Raw genomic sequence first — 16,574 nt, 5'->3', positions numbered from 1 at the left:
TCACTTACCCTCAATCAGCTCAGCGAACCGGTCGAACAGGTAGTCCGCGTCGTGCGGCCCCGCTGCCGCTTCCGGGTGGTACTGCACGGTGAAGGCGGGCACGTCCAGGCACCGCAGACCCTCCACCACGTTGTCGTTCAGGCACACGTGGCTGACCTGGGCCCGGCCGAACCCGGTCTCCACCACGCCCTCCAGCGGCGCGTCGACCGCGAAGCCGTGGTTGTGCGAGGTCACCTCGACCTTGCCGGTGAGGCGGTCCATCACCGGCTGGTTGATGCCCCGGTGGCCGTAGCCCAGCTTGTACGTGCCGAAGCCCAGCGCCCGGCCCAGGATCTGGCTGCCGAAGCAGATGCCGAACAGCGGGATGCGCCGCCGCATCACCTCCTGCGCCAGCTCCATCGGGTGGTCGGCGGTGGCCGGGTCGCCCGGACCGGGCGAGAAGAAGACCGCGTCGGGGCTGACCGCGAGCAGCTCGTCGATGGTCGAGCTCGCGGGCATCACGTGCGTGGTGACACCGCGGACGGCCAGCCGCCGCGGCACGTTGCGCTTGATGCCCAGGTCCAGGGCGGCCACCGTGTACCGGTGCGTGCCGACCGCGTCGACCGTGTACGTCCGCGGCGTGGTCACCTGCGCGGACAGGTCCGCGCCGGACATCTGCGGCTGCTCCAGCACCCGCGCCAGCAGCGCCCGCGGGTCGGTCTCGGTGCTGGACACGCCGACGCGCATCGCGCCGCGCTCGCGCAGGTGCCGGGTCAGCGCCCGGGTGTCGATGCCGCTGATGCCGACCACTCCGGCCTGCGCCAGCTTCGTGCCGAGGTCGATCTTGCTGCGCCAGTTCGACGGGACCCGGGCGGGGTCGCGGACCACGTAGCCGGCGACCCAGATGCGGTCGGACTCGTCGTCCTCGTCGTTGATACCGGTGTTGCCGATGTGCGGCGCGGTCTGCACCACGACCTGGCGGTGGTACGACGGGTCGGTGAGCGTCTCCTGGTAGCCGGTCATGCCGGTGGTGAAGACGGCCTCGCCGAACGTCTCGCCGACGGCGCCGTACGCCTCGCCCCGGAACGTCCGCCCGTCCTCCAGGACCAAGATTGCTTCGGTCACTTCTGCACCTTTCCGTCGAGCACGGTCGGCACGCCCCGCAGGAAGGTGGCGACGATGCGGCCGGGCACGGTCATCCCGGCGTACGGCGTGTTGTGGCTGAGACTGGCCAGCCCGGTCTCTTCGACCGTCCACCGCGCCGTGGGGTCGATCAGGGTGAGGTTCGCGGGCGCGCCGACCTTCAGGTCGTGGCCGTGGTTGTCGAGCCCGGCGATGCGCGCCGGGGCGCGGGACATGCGCTCGGCGATCAGGTCCCACATCGCCGGCTCTGCCGGCGTGCCGATGCTCTGCTCACCCAACGCCTCCAGCGTGATGGGCAGGGCTGTTTCGAGGCCGAGCATGCCGGGGCGCGCGTACGCCCACTCGCACTCCTTGTCCTCGGCGGCGTGCGGGGCGTGGTCGGTGGCGACGATGTCGATGGTCCCGTCGCGCAGGCCCTCGCGCAGCGCGGCCACGTCGGCGTCGGTGCGCAGCGGCGGGTTCACCTTGTACACCGGGTCGTAGGACTCGGCCTTGACGTGGGTGAGCAGCAGGTGGTGCGGGGTGACCTCGGCGGTGACCCGAACGCCGCGCGCCTTGGCGACCCGGATGATCTCGACGCTGCCCGCGGTCGAGACGTGGCACACATGCAGGCGGGCGCCGACGTGCTCGGCCAGCAGCACGTCCCGGGCGATGATCGACTCCTCGGCCACGGCGGGCCAGCCGGTCAGCCCGAGCCGGGCCGAGACGTCGCCCTCGTGCATCTGGGCGCCCTCGGTGAGCCGGGGCTCCTCGGCGTGCTGGGCGATGACGCCGTCGAACGCCTTGACGTACTCCAGCGCCCGGCGCATCAGGCGCGGGTCGGACACGCAGTGGCCGTCGTCGGAGAAGATGCGCACCCGGGCGGCGGAGTCGGCCATCGCGCCGAGCTCGGCCAGGCGCTCCCCGGCCAGGCCGATGGTGACCGCGCCGATGGGCTGCACGTCGACCAGCCCGGCCTCCTGGCCCAGTCGGTAGACCTGCTCGACCACACCGGCGGTGTCGGCGACCGGCGAGGTGTTGGCCATGGCGCAGACGGCGGTGTAGCCGCCCAGGGCGGCGGCGCGCGAGCCGGTGTGCACCGTCTCGGCGTCCTCGCGGCCCGGCTCACGCAGGTGGGTGTGCAGGTCGACCAGCCCCGGCAGGGCCACCAGGCCGGCGGCGTCGACCACGGTCGCGCCGTCGGCCGACAGGCCGGTGCCGAGCTCGGCGATCACGCCGTCGCGCAGCACCAGGTCGACCGGGTCACCCCCGAGGATGCGGGCACCCTTGATCACCACGACACTCACGAACGACCTCCGAGCAGCAGATAGAGACAGGCCATGCGTACGGAGACGCCGTTGGTGACCTGTTCGACGATGGTGGAGCGGGGCGAGTCGGCCACCTCGGGCGTGATCTCCATACCCCGGTTCATCGGGCCGGGGTGCATCACGATCGCGTGCGAGGGCATCCGGCGCAGGCGCGCGCCGTCCAGGCCGTAGCGGCGCGAGTACTCCCGCGCCGAGGGGAAGTACGAGTCGGTCATGCGCTCGCGCTGCACGCGCAGCATCATCACCACGTCGGCCTGCGGCAGCACCGCGTCCAGGTCGTAGGAGACCTGCACCGCGCTGCTCAGGTCGGTCGGCACCAGCGTCGGCGGCCCGACCAGGGTGACCTTGGCACCGAGGGTGTTGAGCAGCAGCACGTTGGAGCGGGCGACCCGGCTGTGCAGCACATCGCCGACGATCGCCACGTGCAGCCCGTCCAGGCGGCCCATCCGCGCGCGCATCGTGTACGCGTCCAGCAGCGCCTGCGTCGGGTGCTCGTGCGTGCCGTCCCCGGCGTTGAGCACGCTGCCGCTGACCCAGCCCGCGAGCCGGTGCGGGGCGCCGGAGGCCGGGTGGCGGATGACCACGGCGTCGGCGCCCATGGCCTGCAGCGTCCAGGCGGTGTCCTTGAGGCTCTCGCCCTTGGTCACGCTGGAGCCCTTGGCCGAGAAATTGATCACGTCGGCGCTCAGTCGCTTGGCCGCTGCCTCGAACGAGATCCGGGTGCGGGTGGAGTCCTCGTAGAAGAGGTTGACCACGGTGCGGCCGCGCAGCGTCGGCAGCTTCTTGATCTCGCGGCCGGAGACGCTGGCCATCTCGGTGGTGATGTCGAGGATCTCGGTCGCGGTGGCCGCGTCCAGGTCGGCGGCGGAGAGGAGGTGCTTCATGCCTGCTTGTCCTTTACCCCGGCGGTCAGTACGACCTCGTCGCTGCCGTCGATCTCCTGCAACCGCACCTTGACCTGCTCGGACAGGGCGGTCGGGATGTTCTTGCCGACGTAGTCGGCCCGGATGGGCAGCTGCCGGTGGCCGCGGTCGACCAGCACGGCCAACTGCACGGCGGCGGGGCGGCCCAGGTCACTGAGCGCGTCGAGCGCGGCGCGGATGGTGCGCCCGGAGAAGAGCACGTCGTCGACGAGGACGACCCGACGGCCGTCGACGCCGCCGGGCGGCTCCTCGGTGCGACCCACCGCACGAATGGAGTTGCGGCGCAGATCGTCGCGGTAAAGGGTGATGTCGAGCGTGCCGACGGGAATCTCGCGGCCCTCGAACGCGCGGATGCGCTCGGCCAGGCGGCGGGCGATGGGCACCCCGCGCGTGGCGATGCCGAGCAGGACCACGTCGCCCGCGCCCTGGGTCTTCTCCAGGATCTGGTGGGCGATGCGGTCCACGACCCGCTGCACGTCGGCGGCAGCGAGAACGATCTTCGAGGGTGCCTGCACGGGCACCTGCTGCAGTGGAGCGGACGACTCGTCTGTCGTTGGGCGCGCCAAGGCAGACCTCCTTCCCCGCCTCACTGGACGGGTCGTTAAAGGATGTCGAGGTCAACGGTTACGCGACCGAGATCGCGGACCGTCATCTCAGTAAACTTAGCAGCGTGGGGTACGGAACCCGACGCAGGGTGCGTAACGAGCCGCAGCTCACACCGGTCACCCTGGCTGATCAGCTTAGTTGATCAGACTTTTCGGATGAGGTTGTCTCAACTAGTAGGCAGCCAGCACTTGACCAACGCGACGTTACCGCCGTACCGTCACGCTGCGTAGCGATCGCTGGGGAAACCACCCCGGCCCACAGCTGGGAGTGTCGGAATGCCGTCTGATTACGCCAAGTCCCTCGGGGCGCGTCTGCGCTCGATCCGGCAGCAGCAGGGTCTGTCGCTGCAGGGGGTCGAGGAGAAGTCGAACGGGCGCTGGAAGGCCGTCGTCGTCGGTTCGTACGAGCGTGGCGACCGCGCCGTAACGGTGTCCCGTCTGGCCGAGCTGGCCGACTTCTACCGCGTGCCGGTCGGCGAGCTGCTGCCCGACGGTCCGGCGCCGCGCCAGGAGGCCACCAGCAAGATCGTCCTCGACCTGGAGCGGCTGTACGACCAGGCCAAGGAGGACCTCGCCTCGGTGGCGCGGTACGCCCGCGCCATCCAGCAGCAGCGCGGCGACTACAACGGCCGGGTGCTGTCCATCCGCGCCGTCGATCTGCAGGCGCTGGCGGTGTTCTACGACTGCACCCCCAGCGAGCTGATCGAGCGCCTGGCCGACCACGGGGTGCTCGTGGCCGACCCGCGGGCGTTCTTCGCCGGCAGCTGACCTGAGCGGACAAGAAAGCGGCCGTCCCCCACCGTGGGGGACGGCCGCTTTCGCGTCCTGCGACATGCTCGCCGCTCCCGCGGCCTTAATCGGCGGCATCCTCCGCTGCGCTGCGGATACCACCGAGCGGCCGCTACCGCGGGCGACGCTGGCGACTAGTGCTTTCGCGGCGCGTAGTCGGCGATCCGGCCCAGCAGGCCGTTGAGGAAGCGCGGGGAGTCATCGGTGGACAGCTCCTTGGCCAGCTCGACCGCCTCGGTGATGGCCACCGGGTCGTCGATCTCGTCGACGTAGAGCAGCTCGTACACGCTGATGCGGGCCAGGTTGCGGTCGACCACCGGCATCCGGTCGATCGTCCACCCCTCCGCGAACGTGGCGATCGTCTCGTCGATGTGGTCCAGGTTGCGGTCCACGCCCTCGACCAGGGACACCGCGTAGGGCAGGTGCTCCGGTCGGGGGCTCTCCATCCGCTCCAGGTAGGCCGACAGTACCCGCGGGATCGGCAGATCCCGCAGGTCGGCCTCGTACAGGACGTCGAGGGCCCGCTTGCGCGCCTTGCGCCGGGCGGGCATCTGCGCCTTCGGTGCCTCAGCCACGACTCATCCCCCGATGGGTCGCAGGGGACATCAGGCCCGGCCCAGGTAGCGGCTGTCCCGGGTGTCGACCTTGATCTTCTCACCGGTGGTGATGAACAGCGGCACCTGCACGGTGGCGCCGGTCTCGATCGTGGCGGGCTTGTTGCCGCCGGTGGAGCGGTCGCCCTGCAGGCCCGGCTCGGTGTAGGTGACCTCGACGATGACGCTGGTCGGCAGTTCGACGTACAGCGGGACGCCCTCGTGGGTGGCGACGATGACCCGAGCCTCCGGCAGGAGGAAGTTCACGCCGTCGCCGACGGTCTCGCCCGGGACGTGGATCTGGTCGTAGGTGTCCAGGTCCATGAAGACGAAGTCCTCGCCGTCGGGGTACAGGTACTGCATCTCACGCTTGTCGACGTTGGCGGTCTCGACCTTGGTACCCGCGTTGAAGGTCTTGTCTACGACCTTGCCGGTGAGCACGTGCTTGAGCGTCGTGCGCACGAACGCCGGACCCTTGCCAGGCTTCACGTGCTGGAACTCGACGACAGCCCAGAGCTCCTTGTCGAGGTTGAGCACCATGCCGTTCTTGAGGTCGTTCGTGGTGGCCACAGCCATGCTCCCATTACATGATCAGTTAGTTGAGAAAGAACAGACCAGACGAGTTTACCGGCCCGTGATCTCACGCGCTCGGCACGGGTGGCCCGGCCCTGGGCGACCTGTGTAACCTCGCGCCCGTGCGGGTGCTGGTGGTCGAGGACGATCCGGAGGTGCGCGGCGTGGTCGTCACCGCGCTGCGCTCGGTGGGCTTCGCCGTGGACCAGGCCGCTGACTGGAGCCAGGCCGACCTGCGGATGAGTGTCAACGACTACGACTGCCTGGTGCTGGACCGGATCCTGCCCGAGGGCGACTCGGCCGGGCAGCTGCGGCGGCGGCGCCAGGCGGGCCTGGCCGTACCGGCGCTGATGCTGACCGCGCTCGACGACGTCACCGACCGGCTCGCCGGGTTCGAGGCGGGCGCCGACGACTACGTGGTCAAGCCGTTCGTCGCCGCCGAGTTGGTGCTGCGAGTGCGGGCGCTGTGCCGCCGCCGGGGCAGCACGGTCGCGCCGGTGCTGCGCGTCGGGGACGTCGAGGTCGACACGGCCCGGCGCGAGGTGCGCCGCGACGGCATCCTGCTGACGCTCACGCCCAAGGAGTTCTCGGTGCTGGAGCTGCTGCTGGTGCGCAGGCCAGCCGTGGTCAGCCGCACCGACCTGCTCGAACACTGCTGGGACGAGCTGGCCGACCCGGCCTCCAACGTCGTGGACGTGGTCGTCGGACAGCTGCGGCGCAAGCTCGGCGACCCGCCCGTGATCACCACCGTACGGGGCACCGGCTACCGCGTGGACCTCGACGGATGAGGCGCACCGCCCGCCCCCCGGGCACCGGGCGGCAGTTGCAGACCGCCGAGCGGCTGTTCAGCCTGCGCCTGCGGCTGACCGGGCTGCTGCTGGCGCTCAACCTGATCGGCCTGGCCGGGATGGGCGCGGTCGCCCTGGTCGTGGACGAGCGCCAACGCGCCGAGGCGGTCACCGCCGACCTGCACCGCACCGCGGGCACCGCCGTCGCGCTGCTGTACTACGACTCCGGCGTGCTGCGCCTGGACAAGCTGTTCGACAACGCGGTCGCCCAGGGCTCCACCGCCGTCTTCGTGTACGAGGCCGACCGCACCGATCTCAGCCTGGTCTTCGCCCACCCCGCCCACCTGGCCGTGATCCCGCCCGACACCCTGATCGGCCCCGCCCGCCAGGTGCGCCGCACCGCCGTCGACGCCGTCGCGACCGTCGCCGACGAGCGCGACGAGGTCGTCCACCTGCTCGCGGTGCCGTTCCGGCACACCGACACCGACGCCGTCGCCGGGACCGTGATCGCCGTGGCCGACCCCAGCCCCGGCCAGACCGCGCACCGCAAGCTCGCGCTGGCCCTGGTCGTGGGCGGCACCGCGTTCACCGCGATGACCTGCCTCGGCGGCTGGATGCTGGCCCGCCGCGGCACCCAGCCCATCGCCGACGCGCTCACCCAGCAGGAGCGCTTCGTCGCCGACGCCGCGCACGAACTGCGTACGCCGCTGACGGTGATCCGGGCCGTGTCCGAGTCGGCGCTGGCCGACCCGAGGGCGCAACCCGAGGCGCTGCGCCGGGTCATCGGCGCCACCGACCGGCTCACCGACTCCGTCGCCGCGCTGCTCACCCGGGCCCGGCTGGTCGCGGGCCTGCGGCACCTGGAACGCCAGCGCTTCCGCCTCGACCAGCTCGCCGAGGAGGTGCTGGCCGAGACCGTACAGCCGCCGCACACCGCGGTCGCCGACACCGCTGCCACGGTCGCCTCCGGTGACCCCACCCTGGTCCGCATCGCGCTGCGCAACCTGATCCACAACGCGGTGCAGCACGGCCGGGCCGGGGACGCGCCCGCCGCGATCTCGCTGGCGGTGCACGACGGAGTCATCACGGTGCGCGACTCCGGGGCCGGGATGGGCGAGGACGTGGAAGCCGGGCAGCGGTTCCGGCCAGGCGCGACGGGCGGCACCGGGCTGGGGCTGGCCATCGCGCGCTGGGTCGCCGAGCTGCACGGCGGCACCCTGCGCCTGCAACGGTCCCCCGACGGCGGCACGGAAGCCGTGCTCACCCTCCCACCCGACCCGCCCCGCTGACCGCCGTCCCCGTCCTGTTTTCAATCGACACTGGCCTATCCAGAGGACATTTCCACGAGAATCGTCTTCCAGATAGGCCAGCGTCGATGCTAGGGGGGTGCGGAGCCGGTCCGCCCGGAGCCGGTCCGGTGGAGCCGCCGTCCCGTGTACCAGGTCAGCGGCGGGCGGTGGCTTCGCCGAGGAGCTGGTGGACGTGGTCGCGGCCGAGGACGCGGACCGCGTGGCGGCCGTCGCACGGGCCGTCGGACAGGGCGGTCAGCCCGAGCCGTCGCGCCGCCACGACCAGGATCTGCGCGGTCGCGGGCGAGCCGACCCGCACCGCCAGCGCCCCCGGATGCAGCTCGGGCGAGCCGACCAGCAGCGCCATCCGCCACAACCCGATCGCGGCCTGGTGCCCTTCCATCCCCCGGCCGGGCGTGGCCAGGACGTGTTCGCGGCTGCGCCAGGCGCCGGTCAGCGCGCGGGTGATCCGGTGATACGACCCGACCGGCACCTCCACCCGCCAGCCGGCTCCGGCCGGGGCGACACTGGCCCAGGTCAGCGTGGACAGCAGGCTCGCCAGCCGGGTCGCGGCGACCTCGGTGGGGACCTGTGCGACGGCGGTGGCGCGGGCGGGCGCGTCGGTGCGGTGCCAGCCGGACGGGCGCAGCTCGTGCCAGCCCAGTGCCGCCTCCAGCAGCGGGTACGCCCCGCCGGGGGCATCGGCCAGCGCCTGGTGCAGCGCCTGCGCGGTGCTCGGTGGAGCGGTCGCGATCAGGGTGGTGGCCACGTCGGGCTCCTCTCGTGCTCAGGGCTTCGGGATCTGCTGGTCGGTGGTGACGAGGCCGTCGTGGACGCGGTACGCCCAGACGACCACCGCCCCGTCGACCAGTTCCCCCTGTGGGGTGAACTGGATGCGACCGGTGACGCCGTCGGCGGTGTAGGCGTCGACCCAGCGCTCCAGCGCGTCGCGGTCGGTGTGCCCGGCTTCGAGGCCGGACAGCAGGATGGTGGCGGCGTCGTACGCCTCCGCGCTGTAGGTCGCGGCGTCGCGGCCGAACGCGGCGCGGTAGCGCTCCGGAAAGCCGCCCGACGCCCGCTCGGGCGGCAGGCAGGCACAGGTGATGATGGCGCCCTGGGCCGCGGTGACGCCCGCGGCGCGGATGAAGCCCGCGTCCTTGACGCCGTCGCCGGCCACGAACACCGCCTTCACCCCGGCCTGGCGCATGGCGTGCAGCAGCGTGCCCGCGCCGGAGTAGTAGCCGCCGTAGAAGACCACGTCGGCCCCGGCGGAGTGGATCTGGCTGACCACGGCCGAGAAGTCGAGCTGCCGGGGCGCGACCACGGCCCGCTGCACCACCCGCCCGCTCAGCGTCGCGGCGACCTCGTCGGCCAGGCCCTGACCGTACGCGCCGCCGTCGTCGATGACGAAGACCTTGCGCCCGCGCAGCACCGCGTCGATGTAGCGGGCCGCGGCCGGGCCCTGGGCCGCGTCGTTGCCGAGCAGCCGGTGGAAGGTGGCCCAGCCGCGCAGGCTGAGGTTGGTACGGGTGGCCGAGGTGGTGAGGATCGGGACGCCGCCCTGGGCCAGCAGCGGCCCGGCCGCCTCCGACTCCCCGGAGAACGCCGGACCGATCACGCCGACGATGCGCGGATCGGCCACCAGCCGCTGGGCCAGCGCCGGGGCCTGCTTCGGGTCGGCCTGGGAGTCGAAGTCCAGCAGCCGCGCCTGGCAGTCGGGGTGGCGCTGGTTGTACTCGGCGAAGGCCAGCGCCGCGCCGGAGCGGATGTTGCCGCCCAGGTCGGCCGAGTCCCCGCTGAGCGGCCCGAACACCGCCACCGCCCGGTCGCAGGCGGCAGGCTGGGCGGCCACCGGCGCGGCGGCGTCACAGCCGGCCAGCGCGGCCAGCCCGAGCAGCGCCGTCAGGGTCCAGCGGGTACGCACAGCCGGGGTTCGCACAGCCCTCCTTCTCCCGTAAGGTGCCAATCCTGCACCGACGTGCGTGAGGATTGGATGAGTAACCCGGTGGAAACGGTGGGCCCGGTCGCGCGCCGCGCCCTGGCGGCGACGTTGTCGCTGCTCATAGCCGTGTTGGCGGGTTGCGACAGTACCTCGCCGACCGCCCCGACCGCCCAGCCGTCACCGCCGCGGGCCTCCCCGCCGCACCCGGCGCTGTTCGGGATCCGCTCCGACACCCTGGGCTGGATCGTCATCGACGTGCAGGGGTACGTGCTCTACCGCTATGACGGCGACTCGGCCGCGCCTTCGCGCGCGGTGTGCGTGGACGAGTGTGTGGCGGGCTGGCTGCCGGTGCCCGCCACCGACCCGGTGCGGGTCGAGGGCATCGACCGGCAGCTCATCGGCTCGGTGCTGCGCCCCGACGGGGGCTACCAGCTCACCCTGGCAGGCTGGCCGCTGTACGGCTACCGCGGCGACCGCATGCCCGGCGACACCTTCGGCCACGGCCTGGACGGCAGGTGGTTCGCGGTCACACCCGTGGGCACCCGCGCGGGACCGTCGCCGGGCACCCTGCCCGCCGCCGCCGCGAAGCTACGCTGACGGCTACGCGTTGAGGCGGTTGAACAGGTGCTCCAGCGCCAGCCGGTAACCGTCCACGCCGAGGCCGCAGATGACGCCGGTGGCCACCGCCGAGATGACCGAGTGGTGCCGGAACTCCTCGCGGGCGTGGATGTTGGAGATGTGCACCTCGACCAGCGGACCGTTGAGCATGGCGCAGGCGTCGCGCACCGCGTACGAGTAGTGGCTCCAGGCGCCCGGGTTGAGCAGCACCGCGGCCCGCTCGTCGGCGGCCTGGTGCAGCCAGCCCACCAGCTCGGCCTCGCTGTCGGTCTGGCGGCACTCGACGTCCAGCCCCAGCAGCGCCCCGGTCTTCTCACACAGCTCGACCAGGCCCGCGTACGACGTCATGCCGTACACGTCGACCTGGCGGGTGCCGAGGCGGCCGAGGTTGACTCCGTTGAGTACGTACACCTTCATGTCGGCGCTCCCAGCCTGCTCAGGGGGTGACGGCGGCATAGGCCCGCGCCAGCAGCGCCTCGTCGTCGATGGGCACGGTCACCGGGCGGCCGACGCCGTCGAGCAGCACGAACCGCAGTGCCCGGCCGCGCGCCTTCTTGTCCACCGACATCACCGCGCGCAGTTCGTCCCAGGCTCCGGCATGGTAGGTGACGGGCAGGTCGAGCGAGCGCAGGATGTCGCGGTGGCGCTGCTCGTCGGCCTCGGTGAGGCGGCCGGTCAGCACGCCCAGGCGTGCCGCGTACACCAGGCCGACGCTGACGGCGTGCCCGTGCGACCAGCGGTACGCCTCCAGCCGCTCGACGGCGTGCCCGAGCGTGTGGCCGTAGTTCAGGATCTCGCGCAGGCCGGACTCGCGCAGGTCCTCGCCCACGACCCGGGCCTTGACGCTGATCTTGCGGGCGATCAGCTCGCGCAGCACCGGCCCGGCCGGGTCCAGCGCCGCCACCGGGTCGGCCTCGATCAGGTCGAGGATCACCGGGTCGGCGATGAAGCCGCCCTTGACCACCTCGGCCATCCCGGCGCGCAGCTGCGCGTCGGGCAGCGTGGCCAGCGCGGGCACCGGGCACAGCACCCCGGCGGGCGGGTAGAACGCGCCGACCAGGTTCTTCCCGGCGGCGGTGTTCACCCCGGTCTTGCCGCCGACGGCCGCGTCGACCATGCCGTTGACGCTGGTGGAGACCGGCACCCAGGCCACGCCGCGCAGCCAGCAGGCGGCGACGAACCCGGCCAGGTCGGTGGCGGCGCCGCCGCCCACGCCGACGACCGCGTCGGAGCGGGTGAACTGCGCCGCGCCCAGCTCCTCCCAGCAGCGCTGGGCCACCTCGACGGTCTTGCCCGCCTCGGCGTCGGGCACCTCGATCATGGTCACCTCGACGCCCGCGGCGGCGAGCACGTCCCGGACCCGGTCGGCCCAGCCGCGCACTGGCGCGGGGTGCAGCACGGCCACCCGGGCCGCGCCCTTGACCAGGCCGGGCAGCTCGCCGAGCACGTCGTCGCCGACGACCACCTCGTACGGCCGCTCACCGCCGACCGGGATGCGGATGTCCTCGCTCACGCGTCTCAGCCCTTCAGCAGCTCGGACAGCTCCTGCGCGATCTCCTCCGGGCCGCGCCCGTCGGTGACCACGGTGACCGTCGCGACCTCCTGATAGAGCGGCCGTCGCTGGTCGAGCAGGAACCGCAGCGTGGCACGCGGATTCAGGGCCAGCAGCGGCCGTCCCGCGCCCAGCCCGATCCGCTGCACCGCGTCGGACAGCTCCACGCTCAGGTACGCCACCGTGTGCCCGGCGAGCAGCGCTCGGTTGGCCTCGGCCAGCACCGCGCCGCCGCCCAGCGCCAGCACGCCGTCGTGCTCGGCCAGCGCCGCGGCCAGCGCCGCCGACTCCAGCTCGCGGAAGTGCGGCTCGCCCTCGTCGATGAAGATGTCGGAGATGGGCTTGCCCGCGGCCGCCTCGATGTCGGCGTCGGTGTCGCGGAACGCGACCCCGTACTGCTGTGCCAGCAGCTGCCCGACGGTGGTCTTGCCCGCTCCGGGCGCGCCGACGAGCACGCACAACGGCTTGGTCACGGGGGTCCTCCTCAGCGGATCAGCAGGTTGTCGAGGTATCCGGCGAGGTTGCGGCGCATCTCGGCCACCGAGTCGCCGCCGAACTTCTCCGTGGCCGCCTCGGCCAGCACCAGCGCCAGCATCGCCTCGGCGACGACCGCCGCGGCGGGCACCGCGCACACGTCCGACCGCTGGTTGATCGCGGTGGCGACCTCGCCGGTGGTGACGTCCACGGTGGACAGGGCCCGGTTCAGCGACGAGATCGGCTTCATCGCGGCGCGCACGCGCAGCGGCTCACCCGAGGTGATGCCGCCCTCCAGGCCACCGGCCCGGTCGGTGACCCGCTTCACGCCCTCGGGCGTCGGCACGATCTCGTCGTGCGCCACCGAGCCGCGCGAACGGGCCTGGGTGAACGCGTCACCGATCTCCACGCCCTTGATGGCCTGGATCGACATGAGCGCGGTCGCGATCCGCGCGTCCAGCTTGCGGTCCCACTGGGTGTGCGTGCCCAGGCCCGGCGGCACGTTGTAGGCCAGCACCTCGACGATGCCGCCGAGGGTGTCGGCGTCGCGCTTGGCCGCGTCGACCTCGGCGACCATCCGCTCGCTGGCCTGCGGATCCAGGCAGCGCAGCGGGTCGGCGTCGATGCGCGGGGTGTCGCCGGGCACCGGCACCAGGCCGGGCTTGGCCGCGACCGAGCCCAGCTCGATGACGTGGGACAGGATCTCGATGCCGAACGCCTGGCGCAGCAGCTCCTTGGCGACGGTGCCGACGGCGACGCGGGCGGCGGTCTCGCGGGCGCTGGCCCGTTCGAGGATCGGGCGGGCGTCGGTGTGGCCGTACTTCTGCATCCCGGCCAGGTCGGCGTGGCCGGGGCGGGGCCGGGTCAGCGGGGCATTGCGCGACTGCGCGGCCAGCACTTCCGGGTCGACCGGGTCGGCGGCCATCACGGTCTGCCACTTGGGCCACTCCGAGTTGCCGACCTCGATCGCGACCGGGCTGCCCAGGGTCAGGCCATGGCGTACGCCGCCGATGATCGTCACCACGTCCTGCTCGAACGCCATCCGTGCGCCGCGGCCGTAGCCGAGGCGGCGGCGGGCGAGCTCCCCGCCGATGACGTCACTGGTGATCTCGATTCCGGCGGGCACTCCGTCGAGCACGGCGACCAGCGCCGGCCCGTGCGACTCCCCTGCGGTCAGCCATCGCAACACGATCACCAGTCTGTCACGCCCCGCGCTCACCCCCGCCCCGCGCCCCACCGATGCCACCAGACGGGACGCCCGCCCTAGATCGTTCAAGTTGCCGGGCAATCGGGCGTATGCGGTCGCAAGATACGCACGATTGCCCGGCAACTTGGGTGACCTTGACCCGCCCGCCCGCCCGGCCGCCCGGCTGGGCGGGCGGGCGGCCGGGCGCGAGCGTCAGGCGGCGAGGGTGCGGGCGAGGACGCCGAGGTCGGCGTTGTCGGTGAAGAAGCCGTCGACGCCGGCGGCGATATAGGCGGCCAGCTCGTCGAGCAGGCGGCCGTAGTCGGTGGCGACGGTGCCGTTGCGCAGGTCGACGGGCAGGAACTGGTTCTCGGCGCGGAACGTGTACGGGTGCACCTTCAGCCCGGCCCGGTGCGCGTCGGCGATCAGTGCCGTCGGCTCACCGAGCGTTCCGTCGGCCAGCCGCCCGATCACCATCGTCTTCTCCGGCCCGATGCCCTGCGCGAACGTGGCCAGCTCGGCCAGGCCCGCCGGGGACAGGTAGTCGGCGTACGGGCGCGGGTCGTTGAAGGGCGTGCCCGCCCCGGCCAGGAACACCAGCGGCGCCTTGACCCGGAACTCCGACCGCAGGCGGCGCAGGTTGGCCGCCTCGAACGACTGCACGAACACCGGCGCGTCCCGGCGGTCCAGGCCGTGCCGACGCAGCGCCGCCACCAGCGGCCCCTCCAGCGCCAGCCCCATCCCGGCGAAGTACGTCGGGTGCTTGGTCTCCGGGTAGACGCCGATCTCGCGCCGCAGCTCGCGCGACAGGTTCTCGCGCAGCTCCAGCACCTCCTCGAACGTCGGCACCTCGAACAGGCCGTTGTAGACGGTGTTGCGCTGGCGGACGGCGGGCAGCCGCTCGACCGCGCGCAGCGTCTTCAGCTCGGCCAGGGTGAAGTCCTCGGTGAACCAGCCGGTGATGCCGATCCCGTCGACGGTCTTGGTGACGCGGCGGGCGGCGAACTCGGGGCGCGACGCCACGTCGGTGGTGCCGGAGATCTCGTTCTCGTGCCGGGCGACCAGCACGCCGTCGGCGGTGCTGACCAGGTCGGGCTCGATGAAGTCGGCACCCATACGGGCGGCCAGTTCGTACGAGGCGAGGGTGTGCTCGGGGCGGTAGCCGCTGGCGCCGCGGTGGCCGATGACGAGCGGGCGGCGGGTCGAGGGACGCATGCGGTCATCATCCCCGGCCCAGGCGGGCGCGCCGATCAGCGCGGGGGCGGCCACGGCCGCGCCGAGCGCCCCGACCACGAACAGGTTCCGGCGGTCCATTCTGTTGCACCTCCACAGGCGGCGAGCATGTCGAGGTGAGTCCAGGCGACCGCGGCGACCCGAGGTGGACCGCCAGGTGACGGGCCGACGAACTTCGCGGGGCGTTTCCCGGCTAGACGTCGCAGATCGAGCCGACGAGCACCCCGTTGCCACACGACTGCCGCACGATGGCGCGGAAACCGGCGTCGTCGGTCGCGTACCCCATGGTCCCCTGCTTGTCGACGGTCACGAAGAAGATCTCCTCGGTCTTCGGCGGGTCCATCGCGCCCTTGAGCGCCGCCTCGCCCGGGTTGCTGATCGGCCCGATCGGCATCCCGTCCACGACGTAGGTGTTGTACGGGTTGCGTTTGTCGGCGAGTTCGCTCTGCTTGATCTTGTTGGAGTTCTTCGGGTCCTTGCCCTGCAGCTTGAGCCAGTAGTTGATGGCGCTGTCGACCTGCAGGCAGTGGCAGAGTGAGTACATGTTCGCATAGACGCGGTTGTAGAGCACCCGGGCGACCCGGGCCAGGTCCTGCTCATGGGCCGACTCGGCCTGCGCGACCGACGCCGCGATCAGCGCCTCGTACGGTGAGATGTGTCGCTCCTCGCGCACCCGGTCCACGAAGTCCAGCCGGTCGGCGACGTCCAGGAACTTCTTCACCATCAGCCGCAGCGCGTCGCGGGCGGTGACGTTGGGCGGGAACTCGTAGCGCGCCGGGAACAGGAACCCCTCCAGCGCACCGGCCGTGTTCAGCGCCGACTTGCGCTTGTCCTGCCGCTCGAACCACTCCTGCGGCACGCCCAGCGCGATCGGGTCCTTGGCGGCCGCGACGAAGTCGGCCTTCGGGATGCCAAGCCTCTTCGACAGCAGCGCGAAGATCTCGACGGTGACCATGCCCTCGGTGATCAGGATGCCGTTGACGATCCGGTTGGCCTTGTCCAGCAACGCCAGCACCGCGTCGGCCCCGCTGAGATGCACCCGCAGCCGGTAGACGCCAGGCCCGATGGTGACCGCGCGCGGGTTGGCCTGCCAGGCGTCGACGAAGGCCTGCTCGCTCTTGACCACGTCGGCAGCCTTGAGGGCGCGGGCCATGTCACCGCCGGAGGAGCCCTCCTTGATCTCGACGGTCACCTCGGTCGACTGCGCCTCGGTGGCGTAGTCGGGCACCGCGAACATCGACCGCACCTTGTCGTACGCCACCCAGCCGCCCACACCCAGCCCGGCCAGCAGCACCAGCGCCAGCAGCAGGGCCAGTTTCGACCGCCCGCGACCGGAGCGGGACCGGTCCGGACGCCGTCCCGATGCGCCGCGCCGGTGACCCCGGATCGGCCGTCGCTGCCGCTCCGCCTCGATCTCGGCGAACAGGTCCTCGGTCATCGCAGCGCCCTCTCCGGCTCCGGCCGGGGGCTGGCGTAGCCCGAGGAGTCCGGCCGGGCACCTCTGGTGTCGTCGACAGGGCACAGGCTAACCGAGGCGCGGCGATCTCCGGTGTCCCGAGTAGAGCTACCCGCGGCGCGGG

At 72.3% G+C, this 16,574-nt stretch carries 18 protein-coding genes; 4 read left to right on the top strand and 14 right to left on the bottom strand.

Annotation, left to right across the window (positions count from 1 at the left end; translation table 11 throughout):
- From carA to pyrR, 4 genes are read right to left on the bottom strand one after another with little or no spacing between them, the layout of a single operon-like run.
- The gene (carA, locus tag KUA19_RS09655; RefSeq protein ID WP_217395780.1) at window positions 1–1,104 is read right to left on the bottom strand and encodes a glutamine-hydrolyzing carbamoyl-phosphate synthase small subunit; all 1,104 of its coding nucleotides are present in this window, start codon (window positions 1,102–1,104) and stop codon (window positions 1–3) included.
- Window positions 1,101–2,408 (bottom strand): dihydroorotase, encoded by a 1,308-nt coding sequence (locus tag KUA19_RS09650; RefSeq protein WP_217395779.1) that lies wholly within the window; start codon window positions 2,406–2,408, stop codon window positions 1,101–1,103. The genes carA and KUA19_RS09650 overlap by 4 nt, the downstream gene beginning before the upstream one ends.
- Window positions 2,405–3,313, bottom strand: coding sequence for an aspartate carbamoyltransferase catalytic subunit (locus KUA19_RS09645; protein ID WP_217395778.1), 909 nt, complete (start codon window positions 3,311–3,313; stop codon window positions 2,405–2,407). Before KUA19_RS09645 ends, KUA19_RS09650 begins: the two co-directional genes overlap by 4 nt.
- Window positions 3,310–3,867: a bifunctional pyr operon transcriptional regulator/uracil phosphoribosyltransferase PyrR gene (gene pyrR / locus KUA19_RS09640; protein ID WP_308167401.1), complete on the bottom strand. Its 558-nt coding sequence runs from the start codon at window positions 3,865–3,867 to the stop codon at window positions 3,310–3,312. The genes KUA19_RS09645 and pyrR overlap by 4 nt, the downstream gene beginning before the upstream one ends.
- 366 nt (window positions 3,868–4,233) lie before the next feature.
- On the opposite strand from pyrR, the gene bldD reads away from it, so the two are divergent.
- Window positions 4,234–4,725: a transcriptional regulator BldD gene (gene bldD, locus KUA19_RS09635; RefSeq protein WP_212831120.1), complete on the top strand. Its 492-nt coding sequence runs from the start codon at window positions 4,234–4,236 to the stop codon at window positions 4,723–4,725.
- 155 nt (window positions 4,726–4,880) lie between these two features.
- On the opposite strand, the gene nusB is transcribed toward bldD, so the two are convergent.
- Together nusB and efp are read right to left on the bottom strand one after the other, a co-directional pair.
- Complete coding sequence (gene nusB / locus KUA19_RS09630; protein ID WP_217395875.1) at window positions 4,881–5,297, bottom strand: transcription antitermination factor NusB; 417 nt, start codon at window positions 5,295–5,297, stop codon at window positions 4,881–4,883.
- A gap of 54 nt (window positions 5,298–5,351) precedes the next feature.
- A complete protein-coding gene (efp, locus tag KUA19_RS09625) occupies window positions 5,352–5,909 on the bottom strand; it encodes an elongation factor P (protein WP_217395874.1) in 558 nt (185 codons plus the stop codon).
- Window positions 5,910–6,034: 125 nt separating this feature from the next.
- On the opposite strand from efp, the gene KUA19_RS09620 reads away from it, so the two are divergent.
- Both KUA19_RS09620 and KUA19_RS09615 read left to right on the top strand, forming a co-directional pair.
- Complete coding sequence (locus KUA19_RS09620) at window positions 6,035–6,700, top strand: response regulator transcription factor (RefSeq protein ID WP_217395777.1); 666 nt, start codon at window positions 6,035–6,037, stop codon at window positions 6,698–6,700.
- Window positions 6,697–7,989 (top strand): sensor histidine kinase, encoded by a 1,293-nt coding sequence (locus KUA19_RS09615; protein WP_217395776.1) that lies wholly within the window; start codon window positions 6,697–6,699, stop codon window positions 7,987–7,989. Before KUA19_RS09620 ends, KUA19_RS09615 begins: the two co-directional genes overlap by 4 nt.
- Before the next feature lie 154 nt (window positions 7,990–8,143).
- Here KUA19_RS09615 and KUA19_RS09610 read toward each other — a convergent pair whose 3' ends face one another.
- Window positions 8,144–8,758 carry a hypothetical protein gene (locus KUA19_RS09610; protein WP_217395775.1) on the bottom strand — a complete coding sequence of 205 codons (615 nt, stop codon included), beginning with the start codon at window positions 8,756–8,758 and terminating at the stop codon, window positions 8,144–8,146.
- Window positions 8,759–8,776: 18 nt separating this feature from the next.
- Window positions 8,777–9,928: a branched-chain amino acid ABC transporter substrate-binding protein gene (locus KUA19_RS09605; RefSeq protein WP_217395774.1), complete on the bottom strand. Its 1,152-nt coding sequence runs from the start codon at window positions 9,926–9,928 to the stop codon at window positions 8,777–8,779.
- A gap of 54 nt (window positions 9,929–9,982) precedes the next feature.
- Between KUA19_RS09605 and KUA19_RS09600 the strand changes: the two genes are divergently transcribed.
- Window positions 9,983–10,528 carry a hypothetical protein gene (locus KUA19_RS09600; protein ID WP_217395773.1) on the top strand — a complete coding sequence of 182 codons (546 nt, stop codon included), beginning with the start codon at window positions 9,983–9,985 and terminating at the stop codon, window positions 10,526–10,528.
- Window positions 10,529–10,531: 3 nt separating this feature from the next.
- On the opposite strand, the gene aroQ is transcribed toward KUA19_RS09600, so the two are convergent.
- The 6 genes from aroQ to mltG all read right to left on the bottom strand — a co-directional run bounded on the left by aroQ (window position 10,532) and on the right by mltG (window position 16,432).
- The gene (gene aroQ, locus KUA19_RS09595) at window positions 10,532–10,966 is read right to left on the bottom strand and encodes a type II 3-dehydroquinate dehydratase (RefSeq protein ID WP_217395772.1); all 435 of its coding nucleotides are present in this window, start codon (window positions 10,964–10,966) and stop codon (window positions 10,532–10,534) included.
- Between the two features lie 19 nt (window positions 10,967–10,985).
- Window positions 10,986–12,062 carry a 3-dehydroquinate synthase gene (aroB, locus tag KUA19_RS09590; RefSeq protein ID WP_217395771.1) on the bottom strand — a complete coding sequence of 359 codons (1,077 nt, stop codon included), beginning with the start codon at window positions 12,060–12,062 and terminating at the stop codon, window positions 10,986–10,988.
- A gap of 5 nt (window positions 12,063–12,067) precedes the next feature.
- Complete coding sequence (locus tag KUA19_RS09585; RefSeq protein ID WP_308167400.1) at window positions 12,068–12,574, bottom strand: shikimate kinase; 507 nt, start codon at window positions 12,572–12,574, stop codon at window positions 12,068–12,070.
- An 11-nt stretch (window positions 12,575–12,585) separates the two neighbouring features.
- Window positions 12,586–13,764: a chorismate synthase gene (gene aroC, locus KUA19_RS09580; protein WP_217395770.1), complete on the bottom strand. Its 1,179-nt coding sequence runs from the start codon at window positions 13,762–13,764 to the stop codon at window positions 12,586–12,588.
- Window positions 13,765–13,974: 210 nt separating this feature from the next.
- On the bottom strand, window positions 13,975–15,075 hold the full coding sequence (locus tag KUA19_RS09575; RefSeq protein WP_217395769.1) for a glycerophosphodiester phosphodiesterase: 1,101 nt from the start codon (window positions 15,073–15,075) through the stop codon (window positions 13,975–13,977).
- Between the two features lie 112 nt (window positions 15,076–15,187).
- Window positions 15,188–16,432 (bottom strand): endolytic transglycosylase MltG, encoded by a 1,245-nt coding sequence (mltG, locus tag KUA19_RS09570; protein ID WP_217395768.1) that lies wholly within the window; start codon window positions 16,430–16,432, stop codon window positions 15,188–15,190.
- Window positions 16,433–16,574 lie beyond the last annotated feature (142 nt).

Source organism: Catellatospora tritici (assembly GCF_019083965.1).
Taxonomy (GTDB): domain Bacteria; phylum Actinomycetota; class Actinomycetes; order Mycobacteriales; family Micromonosporaceae; genus Catellatospora; species Catellatospora tritici.
This window is presented reverse-complemented; position numbering and strand designations above follow the sequence as displayed.

Excerpts from the sequence above, each read along its gene's own strand:
- KUA19_RS09645 (WP_217395778.1), bottom strand. The coding sequence starts at position 3,313 with ATGAAGCACCTCCTCTCCGCCGCCGACCTGGACGCGGCCACCGCGACC.
- bldD (WP_212831120.1), top strand. The coding sequence starts at position 4,234 with ATGCCGTCTGATTACGCCAAGTCCCTCGGGGCGCGTCTGCGCTCGATC.
- nusB (WP_217395875.1), bottom strand. The coding sequence starts at position 5,297 with ATGCCCGCCCGGCGCAAGGCGCGCAAGCGGGCCCTCGACGTCCTGTAC.
- KUA19_RS09615 (WP_217395776.1), top strand. The coding sequence starts at position 6,697 with ATGAGGCGCACCGCCCGCCCCCCGGGCACCGGGCGGCAGTTGCAGACC.
- KUA19_RS09600 (WP_217395773.1), top strand. The coding sequence starts at position 9,983 with ATGAGTAACCCGGTGGAAACGGTGGGCCCGGTCGCGCGCCGCGCCCTG.
- aroQ (WP_217395772.1), bottom strand. The coding sequence starts at position 10,966 with ATGAAGGTGTACGTACTCAACGGAGTCAACCTCGGCCGCCTCGGCACC.
- KUA19_RS09575 (WP_217395769.1), bottom strand. The coding sequence starts at position 15,075 with ATGGACCGCCGGAACCTGTTCGTGGTCGGGGCGCTCGGCGCGGCCGTG.
- mltG (WP_217395768.1), bottom strand. The coding sequence starts at position 16,432 with ATGACCGAGGACCTGTTCGCCGAGATCGAGGCGGAGCGGCAGCGACGG.